General features: G+C 40.8%; 2 protein-coding genes. One reads left to right on the top strand and one right to left on the bottom strand.

The genetic code is table 11. From position 1 onward, the window contains the following. Positions 1–211: DDE-type integrase/transposase/recombinase (locus RH85_RS11305; RefSeq protein WP_006712371.1), on the top strand; the 211-nt coding region annotated here is incomplete at its 5' end. Between the two features lie 196 nt (positions 212–407). Here the strand turns inward: RH85_RS11305 and RH85_RS11310 are convergent. Further along, positions 408–2,297, bottom strand: a complete 1,890-nt coding sequence (locus RH85_RS11310; RefSeq protein ID WP_006712372.1) for a methyl-accepting chemotaxis protein — start codon at positions 2,295–2,297, stop codon at positions 408–410. Positions 2,298–2,617: the final 320 nt, after the last annotated feature.

Below are 2,617 nucleotides of genomic sequence, written 5' to 3' on the forward strand. Positions count from 1 at the left end.
TCACGCCCCCATCAAGAAGCTAGTCGTTGCCACCGGCGGTTTCAAAATACGAAAACGCGCCTGCTCAACCATCCAGGGATTTGAATCATTACGGATGTTGAACAAGGGCCAATTTGATTTTTGGTTACGTCATGATGAACGTGAAACCATTGTGCGGGAGAGATCCGCCGTTATGAATCGTTTATTTAATGTTGAGGTGATTTACTCGTAATTTTAAGCCAATGACTGGCTAAATCTGCCTTATCTGATTATTTGCAACAAGCCCATGGATAAACCCCAACGTTTTTTATAGATACCTATATGAGGATGCATGCATTTCAGTTTACTTTGGGCTGTTAACGACTAACAGCCCTATGGGATTGATTTAACGCTGACCAACGGAAATTATCACTATCGGTGCTGACTACTTAAAGTCTAAACATACTGACACTGTTTTTTAATTGTTCAGCCATGCCGTTCAAGGATTCTGAAGTGTGGACATTTTGCTGTACAGATTGTAGTGTTTCTTGAGCTAATTCATTAACATTCATAACATTTTCATTGATGTCATTGGCAACATGGGATTGCTCTTCCGCCGCAGTCGCAATTTGATCATTCATATCTTGAATCACCGAAATTTGTCCCTTAATTTGAACCAGAGCTTCTGTCGCATCGTCCGATTTTTGCAGTGTCAACTTTGCACTTTCGGCATTTTCTGTCATCAGAATAACGGTTTGATTGGCTTGCTCTTGCAGACCAGCAATAAGCGATTGAATTTCGTTTGTGCTCTGCTGCGTCTTGGTCGCTAATGTTCTCACCTCATCGGCAACCACCGCAAATCCTCTACCGTGTTCACCCGCTCGTGCCGCCTCGATCGCTGCATTTAATGCTAATAAGTTTGTTTGGTCAGCAATACCGCGAATAACATCTAAAATGCCACCGACATTTTCGGTTTCCGTATGCACATTACGAATGGCGCCTTGCACTTGTTGTATATTGGAGACTAATATTTTAATTTCTTGGTTCATGTTAGCAACTAGGTTTAGGCCACTTTCAGAACTTAAATTCGCCTCGGTAGAGGAAGTAGAAGCGTCAGTGGCATTTTGTGCCACTTGGTTTACCGTCGTCGCCATTTCGTTCATCGCCGTCGCGATGAGCTCAAGCTGCTGCATTTGCGATTTTGTCGAAGCATCGACAGTGAGAGACGACCGCTCGAGATAACCTGATGTTTCAATTAGTGTTTGCGAAGAATGATTGATGTCAGCAATCATGATTTTTAACTTGTCGGCCATTTCCAATGTAGCACGGTATACACCCACATTGTTCTTTTGAACTTTAGGTATATCGGTTAGATCCCCGTTAGCTATTTTATTAACGAGAAGTTCAATGTCTTTAGGTTCCCCACCAATAGGCTTATACATTAACTTTTCAATCAGAAACGACACTGCAATACTTCCGATAATGATAAAGATGAATCCTGAGATCACATTAGTCCATACAGTTTGTTCCGATGTTTCATTGATCTTGTCCCAATACTCCATGGTCGATACAGTCCAACCTAATGCTTCAGATTTAATTGTTACGACGTAAACATCTTTACCATCTGGGTCAGAATACGTATGTGAGCTGCTAGCTTGCTTACTATATGCAGAAAAAGAAGGGCGAATTTCAAATAAATTTTTACCTACGAGTGACGCGTCAAAAGCGGCGAGAAGAAAACCATCTTCTCGCGCAACATATACATTGCTGTCTTCGGCCAGATAGGTAATGTATTCGGTTAAGTCATGCATAAGAAGGTTCATGCCGACAACCGCAACGACTTCTCCTTGGTTTTTAACTGGAACAACAAGGGAAATCGACATTTCTCCGGTGCTTGCTTTGAAAGGCGTCGTGACTACATTCCCTTTTCCTTCCATTCCTTTAACATACCATTCTCGTTGCAACTTTTTAGCGTCGAAATTAGGAATACGGCCACGGTTATTTGAATCGTAAACCGAACCATCGACAAGACCAATGAAATAGTTGGATACACCTAGCTTCCGCTGCTGTTCAATTAGAATTTGTATTGTAGATGAATCAATTTCAACAACACCATCTTTTATGACCAAAAATGATCCTGTTGCAGAAAGGCTGTTAAAATAACTATCCATTTTGGCTTCAATAGCCGCTGTGGTTAGGTGGGTACTATTGGTAAATTGATTTTGATAGGCGGCTATGGATGAGGTGTTAATTTGATTGAAACTTAATAAAGAAGCAATGACGATTATCGTTATTATGAGAGAGACGATGGATGTAATAAGTTTGCTTTTTGCGGACATGGGTTACTTTCCTGCACAAATAAAGAGTATTCAATACTTTATCGACTCCTTTTTGAAAAATTTAATAAAAAACCTTCGCCAATACGATTAATTATTTTTATCATAAAAATGCGGGATGGGTGACAGTCGCTTGCCAAAGCGTTTGCGAGGGAAAAATGAGAGTATGAGTCAGCACTCTTCCATCACTTATAATGAAAACATACCCGAAATCATAGAGTGTGATTGATTTTCGGTGAGTTCGAGATCATATGGTGCAATGGGGCTTGTTGCAACAAGCCCATTTAACGTAGGCGACAATTTGATACGTGTGAGAATAGGTC

This window comes from Vibrio ichthyoenteri ATCC 700023, assembly GCF_000222605.1.
In the GTDB taxonomy this organism is placed as follows: Bacteria; Pseudomonadota; Gammaproteobacteria; order Enterobacterales; family Vibrionaceae; genus Vibrio; species Vibrio ichthyoenteri.